Genomic DNA, 18,539 nt, shown 5'->3' on the forward strand with positions numbered 1-18,539 from the left:
ATGGACGTCATCAACGAGCTCATCCTCCAGGCCGCCGCCTCCCCCTGGCTGATCCTGGTCGTGTTCGGCACCGCCGTCGTCGACGGCTTCTTTCCGCCCGTCCCCAGCGAGACGGTGCTGGTGGCAGCGGCGGCCGTGACGGGGTCCGCCGGCGACGCCCCCGCCGTCGCGCTGCTGTGCCTCGTCGGAGCGGTCGGTGCGATGATCGGCGACAACATCGCCTACGGGATCGGCCGCGCCGTCGGCACCGCGCGCTTCCGCTGGATGCGCGGCCCCCGGGTCTCCACGGCCTTCGCCCGCGCGCAGCGCGCACTCGAGCGTCGCGGCGCACCGCTCATCCTCGGCGCCCGCTACGTCCCGGTCGGCCGCGTGGCCGTCAACATGAGCGCCGGCGCGCTGCGCTACCCCTGGCGCCGCTTCCTGCCGCTCAGCGCGGTCGGCGGTGCGGCCTGGGCGCTGTACAGCGCCGGCATCGGCACCCTCGCCGGCCGCTGGCTGGAGGGCCGCCCGCTGCTCGGCGCCGCGCTGGGCATCGCACTCGCGATCGCGATCGGCCTCGTCGTCGATCGCGTCGCCGCGGTTCGGCGGCGGCGCGCGGAGGCCGCAGCGGACGCGGCGGGCGCGAAACCGGGCTCCCCGGCGAAGGCGCGGGAAGAGGCACCGGGCGTCCGGATCCCGGGGTGAGACGCGTCCGGTGCTTGCGAGTGCGCCGGGATCCTGGCACACTCGAACGCGTGAAGAAGTAGCGCAGCCCTGTTCCGCGGCCGAGGCGTCTGCCCGGCGGAACGCCGCTCCGCACCGAAAGGCACTCTCTTGCCAGCGCACGCTTCGCACTCGTATTCCCCGTCGTCCTCCGACGCCTCGGCGCACCTGCGCATCGAGGGCGTCTCCAAATCCTTCGCGGGCAGGCGGGTGCTCACAGACATCTCGTTCACGGTCCCGGCCGACGACCGCGTCGGGCTGATCGGCGAGAACGGATCGGGGAAGTCCACGCTCCTGCGGATCATCGCCGGGCGATCCCGAGCCGACGCCGGCTCGGTACGGGCCGTCGTGCCCGGCGGCGGCGAGCCGAGGATCGGGCTCCTCCACCAGCAGCCGCCGTTCTCGCCTGCGGATACGATCGAGGCGGCCGTGGAGTCGGCGATCCGTCCGGCGCGCGAGGCGGCGGCGGACGTCGACCGGCGGGCCCGCGCGCTCGCCGACGCGTCGGACGACCCCGCGGTCGCGGACGCCTACGCCCGAGCGCTCGACACCGCCGAGCGACTCGGCGCCTGGGAGATCGACTCCCGGGTGGACGCGATGCTCGCGGGGGTCGGCCTCGCCGGGATCGCGCGGGACCGCAGGGCCGGCGAGCTGTCGGGCGGGCAGCGGGCACGCCTGTCGCTGGCGTGGACCCTCCTGAACGCCCCCGATGTGCTGCTGCTCGACGAGCCCACAAACCACCTCGACGACCAGGCGGCCGAGTTCCTCCAGCGCGTGCTCACGGGCTGGCGCGGCCCGGTGCTCTTCGCCAGCCACGATCGTGCCTTCCTCGACGAGACGGCCGCCTCGCTGATCGACCTCGACCCGTCTCCGAGGCCCCACGCGGTGACGGGCGATCTGGTTCAGGACGGGTCGGAGAGCGGAATCGGGGTGACCCGCTTCACGGGCGCCTACGGCGACTACCTCGCCGCGCGCGCCGATGAGCGGCGCAGGTGGGAGCAGCGGTTCCGCGACGAGCAGGCCGAGCTCGCGCGCCTGCGGGCGTCCGTGCACGACAACCACACCGTGGGACACGCCGACTGGAAGCCCCGCACCGAGAGCAAGATGGCGCAGAAGTTCTACGCCGACCGCAACGCGAGGGTGGTGTCGCGGCGGGTGAACGACGCCCGCTCGCGGCTGGAGGATCTGGAGCGGCGGCAGATCCGCAGGCCGCCGGCCGAGCTGCGGTTCGCGGGCCTCGCCGTCGCGGGCTCCCGCCCGCAGGACGTCGCTCCCGGCCCGATCCTGACCGTTGCGGGCGTCGCGGTCGCCGGCCGGCTCGCCCCGGTCGACCTGTCAGCGGGCCGCGGTGAGCGGTGGCTGCTAACGGGCCCGAACGGGGCGGGGAAATCGACCCTCCTGCACGCGATCGACGGGCGGCTGCGACCGTCGAGCGGCGCCGTGCACGTGCGCGCAGGCGCGCGAGTGGGGCTGCTCGATCAGGAGGTCGCCCTCCCCGCCGCCCGGGGCCGCGACGGCGAGCCGACCGCCCGCGAGGTCTACGAGGCGGGGGTGGGGCCCGAACGGGCCGAGGCGGTGCCGCTCGCGACGTTCGGGCTGCTCGCGGGGCGCGACGAGAACCGTGCCGCGGCCCGGCTCAGCGTAGGCCAGCAGCGCCGCCTGGCGCTCGCAATCCTGCTCTCGAGCCCGCCCGACGTCCTGCTGCTCGACGAGCCGACCAACCACCTCTCGCTGCCGCTCGTGAACGCCATCGAGGACGCCCTGCAGGACTACCCCGGAACGGTCCTGATCGCCTCGCACGACCGCTGGCTGCGGCGACGGTGGAGCGGGCGGCGCCTCAATCTCGCGGCGGCCGGGCGGGAGGCGTTCGAGTTCGCCCCGGCGAACTCCGGGAAGCACCCCTGACGAGGTGGGAATCGGGCTTCTCCCTCTCGCTCGAACCTTGCTAGCGTAGCTGCTCGTGCGCCGCGGCCCCCCAGCAGGCGCAGGCACCGAGCGGCCCAGAACTCACCAGGAGCGCCGACCCATGAACAATGAGACCATCAACGTAGCGAACCCGCACGAGTACGATCACACGCACTCCTCCTCCGCTGGATCGGGCTGGCTGCGCGCCTCGGTGTTCGGCGCGATGGACGGGCTCGTCTCGAACATCGGCCTCATCACCGGCATCGCGGCGGCCGGCGCGAGCCCGGGCCTCATCGCCATCACGGGCCTCTCGGGCCTCATCTCGGGCGGGATATCGATGGCGCTCGGCGAGTACACCTCGGTGCGCACGCAGAACGAGCAGCTCGCGGTCGAGGTGAACACCGAGCGAGACGCGCTGAGCCGCAACCCCGTGGGAGAGGAGGCCGAGCTCGCGGCGATGTTCGGCCGGCTCGGCATGGAGGAGGGGACCGCTCGCGCGGCGGCATCGCAGGTGCACACCGATCACGAGCAGGCGCTCAAGGTGCATCTCGCGCACGAGCTCGGTCTCAGCCCGGACGACCGACCCTCCCCGATGGTCGCCGCGATGGCCTCGCTGATCGCGTTCAGCATCGGCGCGATCATTCCGGTGCTGCCCTTCCTCTTCGGCTTCGGAACCCTGTGGTGGGGACTGATGTTCGGAGCCGTGGGTCTGCTCGCCGCCGGCTTCGCAGCCGCGAGGTTCACCGACCGCAGCCCGCTGTCGGGCGCCGCGCGCCAGCTGCTCTTCGGCGGCATCGCGGTGGCCGTGACGTACGGCATCGGGCGGCTGATGGGGGTCTCGGCCCTCGGATAGCCGACCAGGACTCCGCCCTGCGAGGCAGCGCCTATGCTGGGGGCATGGTGTCGGAGGAGTTCGCCGAGCAGGTGCTCGCCATCGTGGCGCGCATTCCCGCGGGACGCGTGATGACCTACGGCGACATCGGCATCGCGATCGGCTCCGAAGCGCCTCGCGCCGTCGGCCGCGTCATGGCGCTGTACGGGCACGCGGCGCCCTGGTGGCGCGTGGTTCCGGCGAGCGGCCTGCCGCCGCAGGGCCACGCACGCCTCGCCCTGCCGCACTACCGCGACGAGGGCACGCCGCTTCGCCACGTGCAGTCCCCCGAGGACTACCGCATCGCGCTCTCCTCGGCACGGCTCCCCTACACGCACGAGATCTATTCGGAGGTGGCGCTGTGAGCATCGGAGAGCCGGTGCGCGCCGTGAGGGATGGCGTCGCACCGTTGCGCCTCGGCTTCGTCCGCGGCACCGCGCCCGGAAAGTGGGCGAAGCGCTGGGAGCAGTCCGTCGGCGCGCCGCTCGAACTGGTACCGATCGAGGCCGCCTTCGTGCGCGATGAGCTCGCGGCCGAGACCGGGAATCCCGGTGCCGCGCCCGGCATCGACGTGCTGCTCGAGCGCACCCTGCCGGGAGCAACGCCCCGGAACGCCTCCGGCCCCGGCCGCGCCCGACACGCGCTGCGCCTCTACGAGGAGGCCGTCGCGGTCGTGCTGCCCGCCGAGCACCCGCTGGCCGATGCTCCGAGCATCGCCGTCGACGAACTCGCGCTGGTCGCCCTGCTCGACCACCCCGATCACGCGGAGGAGTGGCCGGCGGCGCGGCCATGGGACGACCCGGAGTGGATGCCCGCCGACGCCTCGGCCGCGCTCGAGCTCGTCGCGACCGGGGTCGGCGCGATCCTGCTCCCCCTGCCGCTCGCCCGCCATCTCGCGAGCAAGCGCGAACACGCGGTACTGCCCGTCACGGGCGAACCGGCTCCGGCCGGTACCGTCATCTGGGCGAGCTGGGAAGTGGATCGCGACGATGCCGACGTGCAGCAGCTCGTCGGCATCATGCGCGGGCGAACGGCCCGCAGTTCGAGACCGGCCGCGCCGCGCGTCGCGGGAGACGGCCGTGACTCCGAGCGCTCCGGCGGCGGATCGGAGACGCAGCGGACGGCGCGAACACAGCGAGGATCGCAGGCCCCGAGGAAACCGCTCAAGCCGAACTCGCGGGGGGCGCAACTCGCCGCGGCCCGCGAGAAGGCCGAGCGCGAGAAAGCCGAGCGCAAGCGGGCGGCGAAAGAGCGGCGCGCCAGACGACGCTGAGGCCGCACCCCGGGCATGGCAGAGGCGGGTCGGATCTGCGACTACCGCCCCGCGAAGCGATCCGTCGCGCGCACCAGCGCGTCGACGATGCCCGGCTCGCTCGCCGCGTGGCCGGCGTCGGGGATCATCTCGAACTCGGCCTCGGGCCAGGCGCGGTGCAGATCCCAGGCCGTGCGGGCCGGCGTGCACGCGTCGTAGCGCCCCTGCACGATGATGCCGGGAATCCCCGCGAGCCTCGCGGCGGCGTCCCGGATCAGCTGCCCGTCCTCCATCCAGCCGCCGTTCGAGAAGTAGTGGTTCTCGATGCGGGCGAACGCGATGGCGGCGGCCTCGTCGGCTCGCGCCTCGGCGATGCTCGACTCGTCCGGGATGAGACGGATGGTCGAGTTCTCCCACACCGTCCAGGCCACCCCCGCCGGGGTGTGGACGCCGGGGTCGGGATCGAAGAGGCGACGACGGTAAGCCGCGACCAGATCGCCGCGCTCGGCGGCCGGGATCACCGACAGATACTCCTCCCACGCGTCCGGGAAGAGCTGCGAGGCGCCCTCCTGGTAGAACCAGGCGATCTCGCTGCCGCGAAGCGTGAAGATGCCGCGCAGCACGAGCTCCGTCACCCGCTCGGGGTGGGTCTGGGCGTAGGCGAGCGCGAGGGTCGATCCCCAGGATCCGCCGAAGACCTGCCAACGTTCGATACCGAGGTGCTCGCGCAGCCGCTCGATATCGGCGACGAGGTGCCAGGTCGTGTTGCTCGAGAGGTCCGCATCGGGGGCGCTCGCGTGCGGCGTGCTGCGGCCGCAGCCGCGCTGGTCGAAGAGCACGATGCGGTAGCGCTCGGGATCGAAGTAGCGGCGGTGGTCGGGGCTGCAGCCGCCGCCCGGCCCGCCGTGGAAGAACACGACGGGCTTGCCCTCGGGATTGCCCGAGGTCTCCCAGAACACCTGGTGACCGTCGCCCACCGGCAGCCTGCCGAACGCGTAGGGCTCGATGGGCGGATAGAGAGTGCGCAGTTCAGCCATGGAGCCAGCCTATTGCCTGCCCCCGTCCCGACCGCGATCCCGGACCGGCGGCGCCCGGAGGGTGCCGGGCTGGCGGCGCGTACCGAGAGGCCCCGTGCAGCGCCCAGCAGGCACTATGCCACCGCGGCCGCCCCGCGCTTGCGCAGTTCCTTCTCGTGCACGGGCCAGGTGCCCGCCTCCACCTGCGCCTCCACGTACGCCCGGGCGTCGTCCTGGCGCTCCTCCTCGATGCCCGTGGCGATCTCGGCGCGCAGCAGCTCGGGCGTGAGGCCGAAGGCGTCGACCAGGTCGAGCGCGTGCGGGCGCAACCGCGCGATGAGCCGGTCGATGTAGGCGGTGACCGCCTCCACCCGCTGACCCGAGATGCGACCGCTCACGAGGTACCAGGTCGCGTGCCGCTCGATGAGGCCGAGACCGAACAGGTCCCGCAGCCAGGTGAGCACCTGGCGCGACCCCGGGTCCTCGATCCGCTCGAGCGTCTCGGTGAAGGCCTCCCACTGCAGCAGCTCGCCGTGCGCGCGCGCCGCCTCGATCAGTTTGTGCTGCTGTGCGTTGAAGACCTCCTCGTTCGCCGTCGCGCGGGCCCGCTTGTCGTCCTTGGGCACGCCCTTGGCCGCATCGCGCAGGGCGAGGGCGATCTCGGAGATCATGGTCTGCACCCGGTCGGTCAGCAGCGCGCGCTGCGACTCCGGGCTGCGCATGCTCTCGACGGAGCGCGCCACCTGCCCCAGGTCGGCGATGCTCTGTCCGAGCTGGTGCAGGCCGAAGCGGCTCACTCTGCCGCCCAGCTGGCTGGCCGCTGCCCTCAGCAGGGCAGCCCTGTCTGCCCCCCTGAACTGCTCGGCGTAGTCGGTGAGCAGGCGCTTGCCCACGAGCTGCAGCAGCACGTTGTTGTCGCCCTCGAAGGTGACGTAGATGTCGAGGTCGGCGCGCAGCCCGACCAGACGGTTCTTCGCCATGAATCCGGCGCCGCCGCAGGCCTCGCGCGCCTCCTGCAGTGTGTCGAGCGCCGCCCACGTGGAGAGCGGCTTGAGCGCGGCGGCGAGCGTCTCGAGATCTTCCCGGTTCTCCTCGGTGTCGCGGGCACCCGAGAACACCTCGTCGAAGACGGTGAGCAGCCGTTCGTCCGCGAAGGCCATCGCGTAGGTCTGCGCGAGCCGCGGGATGAGCCGCCGCTGATGCTGACCGTAGTCGAGCAGCACGGTCTCGCGACCGGAGGCGCCCGGGAACTGGCGTCGCTCGCTGCCGTAGCGGATCGCTATCGCGAGGGCCGCCTGCATGGCGCGCACGGCCGAGCCGTCGAGCGATACCCGGCCCTGCACGAGCGTGCCGATCATGGTGAAGAAGCGGCGGCCGGGGCTCTCGATCGCCGACGAGTAGGTGCCGTCGGGTGCGACGTCGCCGTAGCGGTTCAGCAGATTCTCGCGCGGGATCCTGACGCGGGTGAAGTGCAGTCGCCCGTTGTCGATGCCGTTGAGGCCGCCCTTGACCCCGTCGTCCTCGCTGCCGACGCCCGGCAGCATCTCGCCGCCGGGGGTGCGGATCGGCACGAAGAAGGCGTGCACGCCGTGGTTGACGCCCCGGGTGATGAGCTGCGCGAAGACGACGGCGGCCTGGCCGTGCAGGGCCGCGTTGCCGAGGAACTCCTTCCACGCGCCCGCGAACGGCGTGTGGATCTCGAATTCCTCGGTGTCGGGATCGTAGGTGGCGGTGGTGCCGATCGATGCGACGTCGGAGCCGTGCCCGATCTCGGTCATGGCGAACGCACCCGGCAACGCGAGGCTGATGACGTCGGGCAGCCACCGCTCGTGGTGCTCTCGGGTGCCGAGATGCAGGATCGCCGCCCCGAAGAGCCCCCACTGCACGCCGCTCTTGATCTGCAGAGAGGGGTCGGCCAGCACGAGCTCCTGGAACGCCGCGATGTTACCGCCGTGATTGTCGCCCCCGCCGAGACCGGCGGGGTACGCGCGCTGGATGGCCCCCTCCTCGACGAGAATGCCGAGTTGCCCGAGCACGCGCTCCCGGTGCTCGGCCATCGGCTGGCCGGGGATCGTGTGCAGCCGCGGGTCCTCGGCGAGGCGCCGCGACTCCCGTCGCTCCTGCTTCCACTTGCCGAGCAGCGCGTCGCCGACCTGCTGAACGTCGATGCGGGGTCCGGATCCGCTGTTGATGCCACTCATGGGTGCTCCTTCGACGTGCCGTTCGGGATCTCGCTCGACGGGAGCGGTCCTCGTGTCCCAGTGCTGTTGCCAGACTAGAAGCGGCCTCGGACGCGGACAACCGGGCGGCCCGCTCCCCACAACGAGCTACCGCCCCCGCGCCGATAGCGATTGTCGACTCTCTCCAATTCGAACACCACGGGCATGGAGACCACCTCCAGCGGTCACTCGCCGACCCTTCGCTCGGGAGGGCGCCGGGTTATGCTCCACCCGGCGCGCGACCTCATCCCGGAACGCCGCCGGCCGATCCTCAGCCCGACGGGGAGGGCGCGAAGTCGCCGAAGGCGTCGGGCTCGATGCCCGCCTGTGCGAACAGGTCCCGCGTGCGCTTCTGGCGTGTGCGCGGGATGATCGTGATCACGAGCCCGCCCTTTCCCGCCCGGCCCGTGCGCCCGGCTCGGTGCAGGTAGCTCTTGTAGTCGTCGGGCGGATCGGCCTGCAGCACTAGATCCACATCGTCGACGTGGATGCCGCGCGCCGCGACGTCGGTCGCGACGAGCACATCCGCCTTGCCCGACGAGAAGCGCGCGAGGTTGCGCTCACGCTTCGCCTGGCTGAGGTCGCCGTGCAGCGGCACCGCCGAGATCCCCGCCTCCGAGAAGGTCTCGGCGAGCCGCGCCGCGTAGGCCCGGGTGCGGCAGAACACCATGGTCCGCCTGCGGCCCGACGAGCGGTCGGCATCGCGCACGAGTTCTCGCAGCACGGCGTCCTTGTGCTCGCGCAGCACGATGTACACGCGGTGCTCGACGGATCCGAGGTCTGCCGCCCGCTCCTCCGCCTCGTGCACGGCGGGGTCGCGCAGAAACTCCGCGACGAGCTCCGACACGCCGCTGTCGAGCGTGGCCGAGAACAGCAGTCGCTGCCCCCCGGACGCGGTCTGCCGCAGCAGCCACTGCACCGGCTCGAGGAACCCGAGCTCGCACATGTGATCGGCCTCGTCGATCACCGAGACCAGCACTTCGCGCAGATCGAGCCTTCGGCGATTCACCAGATCCCGCACCCGTCCCGGCGTACCGATGACGATATCGACCCCGCGCTCGAGCGCGTGCACCTGCGGGTCGAGCGGCACCCCGCCCACGAGCTGCGCCGTGAAGAACCCGACGGAGCGGGCGATGGGCTGCACGGTGCGATCGATCTGCAGCGCCAACTCGCGGGTCGGAGCGAGGATCAGCGCCTTCGGTTTGCGCGCGGCTCGCCTCGGCGCGCGCTCACGACGTTCTCCGCGTGGAGGCCTCTCGCGGGCCGGTGCGGGATCGCCCGCGAATGCGCCCTCGGCCTTCAACCGGAGCAGTCGCTCGACGAGCGCCGAGCCGAAGGCGATCGTCTTGCCCGTTCCGGTGCGCGCCCTGCCGAGGACGTTCCGCCCGCGCAGCGCGTCGGGGATCGTCGCAGCTTGGATGGGGAACGGCTGCTCGGCGCCCAGTTCGCCGAGCGTGCGCACGATGTTGCCGCCGAGCCCGAGATCGCCGAAGCTCAGCCCCTCGACGTCGCGCGCGGTGGTGAGCTTGGCGTCGAGTCGTGCGAACTTCTTCTCGGGGGGCGCGGGCGGCCTCCGGGCATGAGGCGGTGCCGGTGCCGGCGATGCCTTCGCGCTCCCGCCGGCTCCCTCCCCCGGTCGTTCGCCGCGCGGCTCGCCATCGCGGGAGCGCCCCCCGGGAGGCTCGTGCTCCGCCCATCGCCTGCGGCGCCCCGGCTTGCGACCGGGCTCGTAGTTGGCGGGCGGCCGATAGCCCCGCCGCCCCTTCTGCGCCACTCTAGTCCTCCCCGCGCCCCTGGCCGTCATCCGCGCCGGGCTCCGTCCGCGAGGCCTGGTCGGCCTCGTCGACCTCCTGCGTCGCCTGCCACATCAGCTGCTCCCAGTCGAGTTCACCGGGGATGGGCGGGGCCTGCCCGCGGTCCGCCGCTTCCTCGGCTTCGGGATCGACGGGACCGTCGCCCGAGGGCTCCGCTTCCGCGGCTTCGGGATCGGCGGGCTCCGGGGCGATCGGCTCCGAATCGACCGGCTCCGCTTCCGGCTGAGCGACGACCGGCTCGGGGAGCACCGGCGGAACCGGATGGGTGTCGTCCCGACCGGCGTCCGCGGGATCAGCATCCGCGGGATCGACGACCGCCGGATCGGGCGACCCCGAGTCCGCGTCGTCGCTCAGCGGGCTGTCCGCGCCGGTGAACCCGAGGTCGGCGAGCGCCAAGGACATCTGGGCGGTCTCTGGGCCGACCGTGCCGGACTCCGGGTTCTCGCCCCGCGGCGAAGCCTCGGCCCGCTCCGGAGCCTCGGCCTGCGCTGAAGGTTCGGTCTCGATGTCCCGCGGAACGCGGCCTCCCGAAACCTCGGGGGCCGAGAGGCCCGCCTTGAACAACTGGCTGAGAATCGCTCTCTGCGTCTCGAGATCGGCGACCACCGGAGCGGGTTCGTCGACGGACCGCCGCGCCACCGGATCCAACGGCGCATCGGCACGGTCGTGCCGCTCGAGCAGAGGGACGGGCTCCTCGTCCGCCGAGGCGGAGGGGAGCGGGTTCTCGATGCGCTCGACCAGCGGAACGGGCTCGTCGTCGGGCTCCATCGGAAGACGGGTCGCGGTGTCCACGTCCATGAGCGGGGCCTGCTCGACGTGCGCGTCGGCGGAGAACGGCTCGCCGCGCCGCGCGCCGACGGGAGGCGCGGGAACCGGAGAGAGATCCGGGGCGGAGTCGGCACCGGGACCGCCGCGCAACGGCGCCCCCGGAAGGCCCGTCCGCTCGTGCGGTCCGGGCCCGGGCGACGGGGCGAACGCGACGGGCGCCGCGGCCGAGGCCGGGATCGGCGCCGGGCCCCCGCCTCCCGGCAGCGGATCGTCGTCGTTCTCGGACCCGCGCCGCCGGACGGCGCGGCCCTCGCGACGCCTCTCGACCGCGTAGTAGAACGTCGGCAGCACGATGAGCGTGAGCGCCGTCGACGAGAGCAGCCCGCCGATCACCACGACGGCGAGCGGCTGCGAGATGAAGCCGCCCTTCCCCGTGATCCCGAGCGCCATGGGGGTGAGCGCGAGGATGGTCGCGAGCGCCGTCATGACGATGGGGCGCAGACGCTGGAGGGAGCCGTGCAGCACCGCCTCGCGCAGGCCGTCGCCCCGGGCACGGTACTGGTTGACGAGGTCGATGAGCACGATCGCGTTGGTGACCACGATGCCCACGAGCATGAGCACGCCGATGAGCGACGCGACGCCGAGCGGGATCCCGGTGACGATGAGCAGCAGGATCGCACCCGTCGCCGCGAACGGCACCGACACGAGCAGCAGCAGCGGCTGCAGCAGGCTGCGGAAGGTGGCGACCATCACCACGTAGACGATGAGGATCGCGGCGAGCAGTGCTATACCGAGTTGCTGGAAGGCCTCCGCCTGCTGCGACATCACGCCGCCCACGCTCGCCGTGGCCCCCGTGGGCAGGTCGACGCCCGCGAGCGCGGCGTCGACCGCGATTCCCGCGGTACCGAGGTCGTCGCCCTTGGGAAGGGCGGAGACCGTCACCGTGCGCACGCCGTCCTCCGTGCGCACGGTGACCGGGCCGTCGCTGACCTCGATCGCCGCGAGCGAGTCGAGACTCCGCGGGCCGAGCGCGGTCTGGATCTGGAGCGCCGCCACGCTCGGCTGGTCGCTCGGCACGATCCCCGTTGCGAGGTAGACGGCGACGCTGTCGGCGTCCATCGTGATCTCGCCGACCTGCTGCGGCTGCATCTGCTGCGACACCTGACCGGCGACGGCCGCCTCGGTGAGTCCCGCGGCGGCGGCGGCCGTGCGGTCCACGGCGACGCGCAGGAAGGGTCGCGACCGCCCGAGGTCGCTCTCCACCTGCTCGAGCTCCGGGCGATCCTGCAGCGCGGTCACCACGGCCTCGCTGGCCTTGCTCAGGGTCTCCTGATCCGGAGCCGAGACGTTCACCTCGATGGCGCTCGACGTCGTCACTCCGCCGCCCGACTGGCCGAGCGAGAACTCGCCGGCGCCGTCGAGGGCGTCGACCGCGGCGCGAATCTCGTCCTGCACCGTCAGCTGGTCGGCGGCGGGGTCGGTCGTGAGCGAGTAGCTCACCGATCCGTCTCCGCCTTCGCCGAAGAGGGCCCCCGCGCCGCTGTCGGCGCTGCCGATGGTCGCCTGCACGGTCTCGATCGCCGAGACCCCGGCGAGCGCCTCTTCCACGCGCTCGGCCTGCGCCAGCTGGGCCTCGAGGCTCGTACCCGGATCGAGCGTCTGCACGAGACCCACCGAGTTCTGCTCGTCGGCCCCCATGAAGTTGGTCTTCATGAAAGGGCTGGCCGCGATCGTGGCGCCGAACACCACGACGGCGATGAGCAGCGTCACGGCCGGGCGCTTCAGCGTCCACTCGATGACGGGGCGGTAGCCGCGCTGCAGCGCGGTCGACCGCTCGGGCTCCGGGACCACCGCCGGGGTGCGGCGCTTGGGACGATCCGTGCGCAGGAACCAGTAGGCGAGCACCGGCACGATCGTGAGCGAAACCAGCAGCGACGCGACGAGCGCGATCGTCACCGTGAACGCGAACGGCCTGAAGAGCTCGCCCACCATGCCGTTCACGAACGCCATCGGCAGGAACACGGCGACCGTGGTGATGGTCGAGGCGGTGATCGCTCCCGCCACCTCGCGCACCGCCTCGATGATGATCTTCGCGCGGTCTCCGCCCTCGACGAGGTGTCGCTTGATGTTCTCGATGACCACGATCGAGTCGTCGACGACGCGGCCGATGGAGATTGTGAGCGCGCCGAGCGTCAGCATGTTGAGCGTGTACTCGGCGAAGTTGAGGCCGACGAACGTGAGCAGCACCGAGGTCGGGATCGATATGGCGGTGACGAGCGTGGCGCGCACGGACAGGAGGAAGACGAGGATCACGAGTACCGCGAAGACGAGGCCGAGCAGCCCCTCGGTCGTGAGCGTCTCGATCGACTGCTCCACGTAGGGAGCCTGGTCGAAGATGACGGTGAGCTTCGCTCCGCCCAGCTGATCCTTCAGCTCGTCGAGCTTCTGCTGCACGGCGTTCGAGACGTCGACGGTGTTGGCGGCCGACATCTTGGTCACCGCGATGGTCAGCGCGGGCTGCCCGTCGACGCGCGAGATGCTCTGCTGCGGGCTGGGTTCGAGGCGCACCTCCGCGACGTCCCCGATGGTGAGCGGCGCCCCCGGCGCCTGCGCCGCCTCCCCCGGGAGGGGCTCCTGGTCCGGCAGCTGCTGCTCGGCCAGGAGCGCCTCGGCGCTGCGAGGCAGCGGCAGAGCCGCGATCTCCTCGACGGAACCCACCTCGGATCCCGCCTGCACCGCCAGCGTGCGGTTGCCATCGGTGATGGTACCCGCCGCGACGAGCACGCCGCTCTGCTGGAGCGCATCCGTGACCGACTGCGCGCTGAGGCCCTGGGCCGCGAGCGCCTCGGCGTCGGGCTGGATCGTGATCCGGTCCGCGCGCGCGCCCGTGAGCTGTGCCTCCCGCACGCCGTCGAGGTCGCTGATCTCGGGAATCGCGACGCGATCGATCACCTGGGCCGCCTGCTCCGGCGTCTCGCCCTCGGTCGGCGTCACGGCGATCTGGATCACCGGGAAGTCGTCGATGCTGCCTGACATCACCTGGCTGTCGCTCTGCTCGGGCAGCATCTGCGAGATACGGCTGATGGCCCGATCCACCTTCTGCTCGGTCGCGGCGAGGTCGACCCCGTAGGTGAACTCGGCGAGCACCGTCGACGCACCGGTGCTGGAGGTGGCCGTGGTGCTCTCGAGCTGGGGCACGCCGCGCAACGCGGTCTCGATCGGCTCGGAGACATCGTTGTTGACCACCTCGGGAGACGCCCCCGGGTAAGTCGTGACGACCGCTATGGTGGGAAATTCCACGGAGGGCATGAGTTCCTGCTTGAGAGACCCTACGCCGAGGAAGCCGAATACCGCGGCGACAATGGTCACGAGGGCGATCAGTGCGCGGTTCTTCAGGCTGAGCGCCGTGAGCAGGTGCATGCCGACGATTATTCCATGCACCGCCGACCGCGAAGTCGCCCGGGGATGAGCGAAGGCATGCTGTCGCGGGATAATAGCCGGTATGCCGCTGCCAAGATCCAGCCGAGCCGCCCGCACCCTCGGCGCCGTCACCCCCGCGGACTTCGAACGGCTCTCCGAGTTGCGGCGCATGCAGGGCATCGCGCTCGCGCTGCTGCTGTTCATGGGCGCCGTGTTCGTCGTGTCCTTCCTGCTGCAGGACCGATACCCGCTGCTGGGGTACGTGCGCGCGGCGAGCGAGGGCGGCATGGTCGGCGCCCTCGCCGACTGGTTCGCGGTCACGGCGATCTTCCGGCGTCCCCTGGGCCTGCCGATCCCCCACACCAACCTCGTCTCGAGCAAGAAGGACGACATCGGCGAGGGCCTCGGCTCGTTCATCGAGCAGAACTTCCTGGCCGATGACGTGGTGCACGAGAAGCTCTCGAGCATCAGCGGGGCCCGTGCGGCCGGCGAGTGGCTCGAGCAACGGCCCAACGCCGAACGGCTGGGCGGCATGGTGGCGAGCGCGGCGCTCGGCGCGCTGACGGTGCTGGACGACGACGACGTGCGCGAGCTCATCGAGGTGCTCGTACGGCGCCACGTGGTGGACCCCGAGTGGGGCCCGCTGCTCGGGCGGGCCGCCGAATCCTTCATCGACGGCGGCCACCACGAGGCCCTCATCGACATCGCGGCGGACCGCTTCGAGGACTGGCTGCTGGCGCACCCGGGAGCCTTCGACCGGGTCGCCTCATCTCGGCTGCCGTCATGGGTGCCCGGCACGGTGAACCGCTTCGTGGATGATCGGCTGCACGCCGAGGCGGTGCGCTTCGCGCGGCGCGTGGCCGAGGAGCCCGACCATCCGTTCCGCCTCGCCGTCGGCCGCTTCCTCTCCGATCTCGCCCGCGACCTGCAGCAGCAGGAGCGTCTGCAGCGACAGCTCGAGAGCTTCAAGCACGACGTCTTCGACAGCCCGCGCATCCGCGCGCTCGCGGCGAGCACCTGGGCGACCGCGCGCGCCGCGCTCGTCGAGATGCTCGAGGATCCCCGGGGAGAGCTGCGGCAGCGGATCACCGGCGCCCTGCAGGACTTCGGCCGCAAGCTGCTCGAAGACCCCACCCTGCAGTTCAAGATCGACGTCTGGGTGATGGAGGTGGCCGAGCATCTCGTGCGCAGCTACCGGCACGACATCGCCAGCGTCGTCTCGGAGACCGTGCAGCGCTGGGACGCGCGCGAGGCCGCCGAGAAGATCGAGCTCCAGGTGGGCAAGGACCTGCAGTTCATCCGCATCAACGGCACGGTGGTCGGCTCGCTGGCCGGCCTCGCGATCTACACGGCTGCCACGCTCCTCGCGTCCGCGCTGCCCGCGATCTGAGCGCACCCCGCCGACCGGCTCCGTCGGATCCTGCGGAGCCGGGGCCGACAGGCTGGGCGGAGGCGGGGCGATCAGTCCTTGAAGGCGATCGGCAGCAGCATGTCCTGCACGCGATCACCCGACGCCGTGTGGTCGGCACGGGTCGCGAGGGCGCAGCGCTCGACGCGGCAGTCGAGTCCGTCGCTCGTCGGTTCGGGGACGGTGAGTTCGGCCTTGAAGGAACCGCCATCGCCGAACTCGTTCGTGGCGAAGGCGCGCCACGCCCAGTCATTGGTCACCCACGCACTCGCGAGGGACGCCTTGTCGGCCTCTCCCGTCGCTGCGCCCTTGGGGATGCCGCCGAGGCAGGGCCCGGGCTTCTCCTCGGGAGACGAGGGGATCGCGCAGAACGCCACGTATATGCCGATACCGGCATCAAAGCCGCTCCCCCGCACGACCACGCGATCCCCGGGGCGGAGCGCGTCGAGCGATGGCGTCGCGCCATCGCCCGTCTCGACGCTCAGGTTCCGGGTGCGTCCGTCGGCGCCCGTGGCGGTCGTCTCCGCAACGTACGCTCCGGGCAGCTCCTGGCCGGATCCCCCCGCGCTGCGATGGGTGAGGATCGGGATCAGCACGGCGAGCGCGCCCACGAGCACGAGCGCCGCGATGACGAGGATCACGACGAGCACGATCCTGAATGGGCGCCGCGAAGTCATGCCCTCATCGTAATGGTCGGCTCTGTGCGAGAGCAGCGCATGCTAGAATCTGCTCCATACGTCTAGTTTGAATCGGTCCTGCCTCGCGGTGTTCAACCGCGAGGCCTGAATGTGTAAGGGGGTCACGCATGGGGCGCGGCCGTCAGAAGGCGAAGCACACCAAGGTAGCCAGGGAGCTGAAGTACAACACCCCGAGCACCGATCTCTCTCAGCTCGAACGAGAACTCGCCGCGCAGGCGAGTCGGCGCTCGGATGAGGATCCCTGGGCGGAGTACGCGAGCAAGTACAACGGCGACGAAGAGGACGAGGACTGACCCTCGCCTCGTCGACCATGCGAAAGGGCCGCCTCCTCTGAGGCGGCCCTTTCGCTGTGCGGGTCAGCCCTGCTTGCCCTGAGCGGCGACCGCCGCCGCGCCCGCTTCGGCCGCCTCGGGATCGAGATAGCGGCCGGGACCGGCGGGAGCGCCGTCCTCCTCGATCTCGTAGACGAGCGGCATGCCCGTCGGGATGTTGAGGCCCGCGATATCGGCGTCGGAGATGCCGTCGAGGTGCTTCACGAGCGCGCGGAGGGAGTTGCCGTGGGCGGCGACGAGCACGGTCCTGCCCGCGTTGAGATCGGCGAGGATCTCGCTCTCCCAGTACGGTACGAACCGCTCGATGACGTCCTTCAGGCACTCGGTGCGGGGCAGCTCGCCGTCGATCCCCGCGTAGCGCGGGTCGTCGGCCTGCGACCACTCGCTCGCGTCGTCGAGCGCGGGGGGCGGGGTGTCGAATGAACGGCGCCACTCCATGAACTGCTCTTCGCCGTACTGCTGCAGCGTCTCGGCCTTGTCGAGTCCCTGCAGCGCGCCGTAGTGGCGCTCGTTGAGCCGCCACGATCGCTTCACCGGGATCCACAGCCGATCGGCGCGGTCCAGAGCGAGGTCGGCGGTCTGGATGGCGCGACTCAGCAGCGAGGTGTGGAGCACATCGGGGAGCATGCCCGACTCGGCGAGCAGCTCGCCCGCGCGAGCCGCCTCGCCGCGGCCCTGCTCGCTGAGCCGCACATCGACCCACCCGGTGAACAGGTTCTTCCGGTTCCACTCGCTCTGGCCGTGGCGGAGCAGGATCAGCGTATTCGTCATGCGGTCAGTCTACCGAGAGCCGCGGGCGGGGCGGCATCGGCCGCTCGCTCCGCCGACGCCGCCCCGCTTGCGCCACGCGGTTCGGCGCACGACGAGTCACCGGAGGAGGCTCAGAGGCGTCCGAGTCTCGGGATCGTGCGAGTTCTTCCCGCATCCGGCGGCACGATGGTCTCCTGGGTCGCGGCGATCGGCTCGGCGGCCGGCTCCGCCGCCGGATCCGCGCCCTCCGCGCCGGCGCGCACCTCGAGCGCCGCGTCCTCCGGCACCGAGCGCTTCAGCAGCGCCAGTGCGATGCCGCCCCACTCGTGGTGCATGGCCGCGCGCGTCACGCGCCCCACGGGGCGCGCCGCGGCGTCGGTCGCCGACCCCTCGGAGTACACGAGCGCTCCCGCGACCGGCAGTTCGCCCCCTGAGCCGTCGAGGTGCAGCATCACGAGTCTGCGGGGCGGATGGCCGAGATTGTGCACCTTGGCGACGGTCTCCTGCCCCCGGTAGCAGCCCTTGTTCAGGTGCACCGCCGTGCGCAGCCAGTCGAACTCGTGCGGGATCGCCCGCTCGTCGACCTCGCCGTGCTGAGAGGGGCGCCACGCGCGCACCTCGAGCGCATCGAGCGCGAGCAGCCCGGCCGCTCGCAGTTCGCCCGACCGCATGAGCGCCGCGACCGCCGACAGCTCGGAACGGGCGAACACGAACTGGGAGGCGGTCCACGGCACGCGATCCCCCGCTCTCGCGTACTCCACGCCGCCCGGTGCCACCTCGCCCCAGGGGTCGCGCCACTCAGACACCGGCGAGGAGGCGCGCAATGCCTCGGAAGCGGCGCCCTCGAACGCGAGCACGGTCGCGTACTCCATCGAGACATCCCGCACCTCGACGCGCAGCGCGAAGCGCATGCGCAGCAGGAAGTCCGCGAGCGGCGCCGCAGACCCGTTGTCGACCAGCAGCCAGCTGCGCTCACCGTCGTCGACCACGCGGATGGCGCGCTCGATGCGCCCGTTCGCGTCGAGCAGCAGCGTCTCCGCGCTCTCCCCCGGACGCAGCCCGATGAGCTGCTGACTCGTCATCGAGTGCAGCCAGCTCAGGCGATCGGGCCCCGAGACCGCGACCACGCCGCGGTGCGAGAGATCGACGACGGCGCGGCCGGCCTCGAGCGCGCGCTGCTCCGGCAGCGGCTCGCCGTAGTGCGCGGCGACCCCCGCCCCGGGGTCTGCGACGGCGCCGGGCAGATCAAGGAACGGATTCATCGTTCACCGCGCGCGAGGCTCCCGCGAAGGATCAGCGCTGGCCCTTGAAGAGCTTGTAGATGACGGTGCCGGAGACCCACGCGATCGCCAGCCCCGCCAGGCCGAGGAGTCCGAGGAAGAAG

The 18,539-nt window shown here is 71.8% G+C and carries 14 protein-coding genes; 7 read left to right on the top strand and 7 right to left on the bottom strand.

Annotation, left to right across the window (positions count from 1 at the left end; genetic code table 11):
- The 5 genes from D1J51_RS14340 to D1J51_RS14360 all read left to right on the top strand — a co-directional run bounded on the left by D1J51_RS14340 (nucleotide 1) and on the right by D1J51_RS14360 (nucleotide 4,751).
- Entirely contained in the window at nucleotides 1-684 is a 684-nt protein-coding gene (locus D1J51_RS14340) for a DedA family protein (RefSeq protein ID WP_119076313.1), read from the top strand.
- Nucleotides 685-813: 129 nt separating this feature from the next.
- The gene (locus D1J51_RS14345; protein WP_240423309.1) at nucleotides 814-2,607 is read left to right on the top strand and encodes an ABC-F family ATP-binding cassette domain-containing protein; all 1,794 of its coding nucleotides are present in this window, start codon (nucleotides 814-816) and stop codon (nucleotides 2,605-2,607) included.
- A gap of 121 nt (nucleotides 2,608-2,728) precedes the next feature.
- On the top strand, nucleotides 2,729-3,460 hold the full coding sequence (locus D1J51_RS14350) for a VIT1/CCC1 transporter family protein (RefSeq protein ID WP_119076315.1): 732 nt from the start codon (nucleotides 2,729-2,731) through the stop codon (nucleotides 3,458-3,460).
- Nucleotides 3,461-3,504: 44 nt separating this feature from the next.
- Nucleotides 3,505-3,843 (top strand): MGMT family protein, encoded by a 339-nt coding sequence (locus D1J51_RS14355; protein WP_119076317.1) that lies wholly within the window; start codon nucleotides 3,505-3,507, stop codon nucleotides 3,841-3,843.
- Complete coding sequence (locus tag D1J51_RS14360) at nucleotides 3,840-4,751, top strand: LysR substrate-binding domain-containing protein (RefSeq protein WP_119076319.1); 912 nt, start codon at nucleotides 3,840-3,842, stop codon at nucleotides 4,749-4,751. The genes D1J51_RS14355 and D1J51_RS14360 overlap by 4 nt, the downstream gene beginning before the upstream one ends.
- A 41-nt stretch (nucleotides 4,752-4,792) precedes the next feature.
- Here the strand turns inward: D1J51_RS14360 and pip are convergent, their stop codons facing one another.
- The 4 genes from pip to D1J51_RS14380 all read right to left on the bottom strand — a co-directional run bounded on the left by pip (nucleotide 4,793) and on the right by D1J51_RS14380 (nucleotide 13,967).
- Nucleotides 4,793-5,767 carry a prolyl aminopeptidase gene (gene pip / locus D1J51_RS14365; RefSeq protein ID WP_205547915.1) on the bottom strand — a complete coding sequence of 325 codons (975 nt, stop codon included), beginning with the start codon at nucleotides 5,765-5,767 and terminating at the stop codon, nucleotides 4,793-4,795.
- Nucleotides 5,768-5,880: 113 nt separating this feature from the next.
- On the bottom strand, nucleotides 5,881-7,947 hold the full coding sequence (locus D1J51_RS14370; protein ID WP_119076321.1) for an acyl-CoA dehydrogenase family protein: 2,067 nt from the start codon (nucleotides 7,945-7,947) through the stop codon (nucleotides 5,881-5,883).
- A gap of 289 nt (nucleotides 7,948-8,236) precedes the next feature.
- The gene (locus D1J51_RS14375) at nucleotides 8,237-9,739 is read right to left on the bottom strand and encodes a DEAD/DEAH box helicase (RefSeq protein WP_240423311.1); all 1,503 of its coding nucleotides are present in this window, start codon (nucleotides 9,737-9,739) and stop codon (nucleotides 8,237-8,239) included.
- 1 nt (nucleotide 9,740) lies between these two features.
- Entirely contained in the window at nucleotides 9,741-13,967 is a 4,227-nt protein-coding gene (locus tag D1J51_RS14380; protein ID WP_119076325.1) for an efflux RND transporter permease subunit, read from the bottom strand.
- 82 nt (nucleotides 13,968-14,049) lie between these two features.
- Between D1J51_RS14380 and D1J51_RS14385 the strand changes: the two genes are divergently transcribed.
- Nucleotides 14,050-15,357: a DUF445 domain-containing protein gene (locus D1J51_RS14385; RefSeq protein WP_119076327.1), complete on the top strand. Its 1,308-nt coding sequence runs from the start codon at nucleotides 14,050-14,052 to the stop codon at nucleotides 15,355-15,357.
- A 71-nt stretch (nucleotides 15,358-15,428) separates the two neighbouring features.
- Here the strand turns inward: D1J51_RS14385 and D1J51_RS14390 are convergent, their stop codons facing one another.
- Nucleotides 15,429-16,052: a hypothetical protein gene (locus D1J51_RS14390; protein WP_119076329.1), complete on the bottom strand. Its 624-nt coding sequence runs from the start codon at nucleotides 16,050-16,052 to the stop codon at nucleotides 15,429-15,431.
- A gap of 128 nt (nucleotides 16,053-16,180) precedes the next feature.
- Between D1J51_RS14390 and D1J51_RS14395 the strand changes: the two genes are divergently transcribed.
- On the top strand, nucleotides 16,181-16,366 hold the full coding sequence (locus tag D1J51_RS14395; protein ID WP_119076331.1) for a DUF3073 domain-containing protein: 186 nt from the start codon (nucleotides 16,181-16,183) through the stop codon (nucleotides 16,364-16,366).
- A gap of 63 nt (nucleotides 16,367-16,429) precedes the next feature.
- Here the strand turns inward: D1J51_RS14395 and D1J51_RS14400 are convergent, their stop codons facing one another.
- Entirely contained in the window at nucleotides 16,430-17,176 is a 747-nt protein-coding gene (locus tag D1J51_RS14400) for a phosphoglyceromutase (protein WP_119076333.1), read from the bottom strand.
- A gap of 110 nt (nucleotides 17,177-17,286) precedes the next feature.
- On the bottom strand, nucleotides 17,287-18,417 hold the full coding sequence (locus tag D1J51_RS14405; RefSeq protein ID WP_119076335.1) for a CAF17-like 4Fe-4S cluster assembly/insertion protein YgfZ: 1,131 nt from the start codon (nucleotides 18,415-18,417) through the stop codon (nucleotides 17,287-17,289).
- Between the last annotated feature and the right edge of the window lie 122 nt (nucleotides 18,418-18,539).

Source organism: Leucobacter sp. wl10 (genome assembly GCF_003569785.1).
Classification (GTDB): Bacteria; Actinomycetota; Actinomycetes; order Actinomycetales; family Microbacteriaceae; genus Leucobacter.